This window comes from Micromonospora sp. SYSU B005 (genome assembly GCF_055362685.1).
On record NZ_JAXCFU010000046.1, the window covers coordinates 1 to 2,688 of the forward strand.

Consider the following 2,688-nt stretch of genomic DNA (forward strand, 5'->3'; position numbering starts at 1 on the left):
ACGCCCTATTCAGACTCGCTTTCGCTACGGCTCCCCCACACGGGTTAACCTCGCCACATGCCACTAACTCGCAGGCTCATTCTTCAAAAGGCACGCCGTCACCCCGCAAGGCTCCGACGGATTGTAGGCGAACGGTTTCAGGTACTATTTCACTCCCCTCCCGGGGTACTTTTCACCATTCCCTCACGGTACTCGTCCGCTATCGGTCACCAGGAAGTATTTAGGCTTACCAGGTGGTCCTGGCAGATTCACGGCAGATTTCAGGAGTCCGCCGCTACTCGGGAACACCCACAGAAGACCAGCAACTTTCACCTACCGGACTATCACCGTCTACGGTCAGCCATTCCAGACTGTTCGACTAGCCACTAGCTTTGTAACTTCTCCAACAGATGTCAGTCTGCTGAGCAGGGTCCCACAACCCCGACGACGCAACCCCTGACAGGTATCACACGCCGCCGGTTTAGCCTCAATCCGCTTTCGCTCGCCACTACTCACGGAATCACTATTTGTTTTCTCTTCCTACGGGTACTGAGATGTTTCACTTCCCCGCGTTCCCCCCACACACCCTATGTGTTCAGGTGCGGGTGACATCACATGACTGATGCCGGGTTTCCCCATTCGGACACCCTGGGATCACAGCTTGGTTGACAGCTCCCCCAGGCCTATCGCGGCCTCCCACGTCCTTCATCGGCTCCTGGTGCCAAGGCATCCACCGTTCGCCCTTGACAACTTGACCACAAAGATGCTCGCGTCCACTGTGCAATTCTCAACAAACAACCAACCCACAACCCACAGCCCCACACCTACAACCACCACATGGTTACGGTTTGCGAGACCAGGCCATGCCTGGCACCAACCCCCGCCCTCACGGCGGGGTCATGGTTCTGAAAAAACAACCTCGGTTGTTCTTTCAGGACCCAACAGGGTGCTTACATCCGTCCCCAGCCGCACCAGAACCCCGTTCCCACCACTGAAGTGGCTGTACTAGGAAAATTTCTGGCCGTTGCCGGCGCCGAACTTGCCAGTGTCTCCGCCATCTGAGCACCCCGACCCGACATTCGCGGGCCGCGGGCTCCATGCCACCTTTCGGTGGATGGTGCTCCTTAGAAAGGAGGTGATCCAGCCGCACCTTCCGGTACGGCTACCTTGTTACGACTTCGTCCCAATCGCCAGCCCCACCTTCGACGGCTCCCTCCACAAGGGTTGGGCCACCGGCTTCGGGTGTTGCCGACTTTCGTGACGTGACGGGCGGTGTGTACAAGGCCCGGGAACGTATTCACCGCAGCGTTGCTGATCTGCGATTACTAGCGACTCCGACTTCACGGGGTCGAGTTGCAGACCCCGATCCGAACTGAGACCGGCTTTTTGGGATTCGCTCCACCTCACGGTATCGCAGCCCATTGTACCGGCCATTGTAGCATGCGTGAAGCCCTGGACATAAGGGGCATGATGACTTGACGTCATCCCCACCTTCCTCCGAGTTGACCCCGGCAGTCTTCGATGAGTCCCCGCCATAACGCGCTGGCAACATCGAACGAGGGTTGCGCTCGTTGCGGGACTTAACCCAACATCTCACGACACGAGCTGACGACAGCCATGCACCACCTGTGACCGCCCCCGAAGGACCTGCCATCTCTGACAGTTTTGCGGCCATGTCAAACCCAGGTAAGGTTCTTCGCGTTGCATCGAATTAATCCGCATGCTCCGCCGCTTGTGCGGGCCCCCGTCAATTCCTTTGAGTTTTAGCCTTGCGGCCGTACTCCCCAGGCGGGGCGCTTAATGCGTTAGCTGCGGCACAGGGAACCGGAGAGGCCCCCCACACCTAGCGCCCAACGTTTACAGCGTGGACTACCAGGGTATCTAATCCTGTTCGCTCCCCACGCTTTCGCTCCTCAGCGTCAGTATCGGCCCAGAGACCCGCCTTCGCCACCGGTGTTCCTCCTGATATCTGCGCATTTCACCGCTACACCAGGAATTCCAGTCTCCCCTACCGAACTCTAGCCTGCCCGTATCGACTGCAGGCCCGCAGTTGAGCTGCGGGTTTTCACAGTCGACGCGACAAGCCGCCTACGAGCTCTTTACGCCCAATAAATCCGGACAACGCTCGCGCCCTACGTCTTACCGCGGCTGCTGGCACGTAGTTGGCCGGCGCTTCTTCTGCAGGTACCGTCACTTACGCTTCGTCCCTGCTGAAAGAGGTTTACAACCCGAAGGCCGTCATCCCTCACGCGGCGTCGCTGCATCAGGCTTCCGCCCATTGTGCAATATTCCCCACTGCTGCCTCCCGTAGGAGTCTGGGCCGTGTCTCAGTCCCAGTGTGGCCGGTCGCCCTCTCAGGCCGGCTACCCGTCGTCGCCTTGGTAGGCCATCACCCCACCAACAAGCTGATAGGCCGCGAGCCCATCCCAAGCCGAAAAACTTTCCACCACCAACCATGCGATCGGAGGTCATATTCGGTATTAGCCCCGGTTTCCCGGGGTTATCCCAAAGCCTGGGGCAGGTTGCTCACGTGTTACTCACCCGTTCGCCGCTCGAGTACCCCGAAGGGCCTTTCCGCTCGACTTGCATGTGTTAAGCACGCCGCCAGCGTTCGTCCTGAGCCAGGATCAAACTCTCCAACAAAAATCTTTGTCGAACAGCATCCTGACAACAAAAGTGTTGCCAAAGGAATCCCAACCAGCCAGACAA

General features: G+C 58.6%; 2 rRNA genes. Both read right to left on the reverse strand.

What is annotated here, in order from left to right:
* A 23S ribosomal RNA gene (locus SM452_RS30265) occupies positions 1-736 on the reverse strand; the annotation flags it as partial.
* Positions 737-1,107: 371 nt separating this feature from the next.
* Positions 1,108-2,622: ribosomal RNA gene (locus SM452_RS30270) — 16S ribosomal RNA — on the reverse strand.
* Positions 2,623-2,688: the final 66 nt, after the last annotated feature.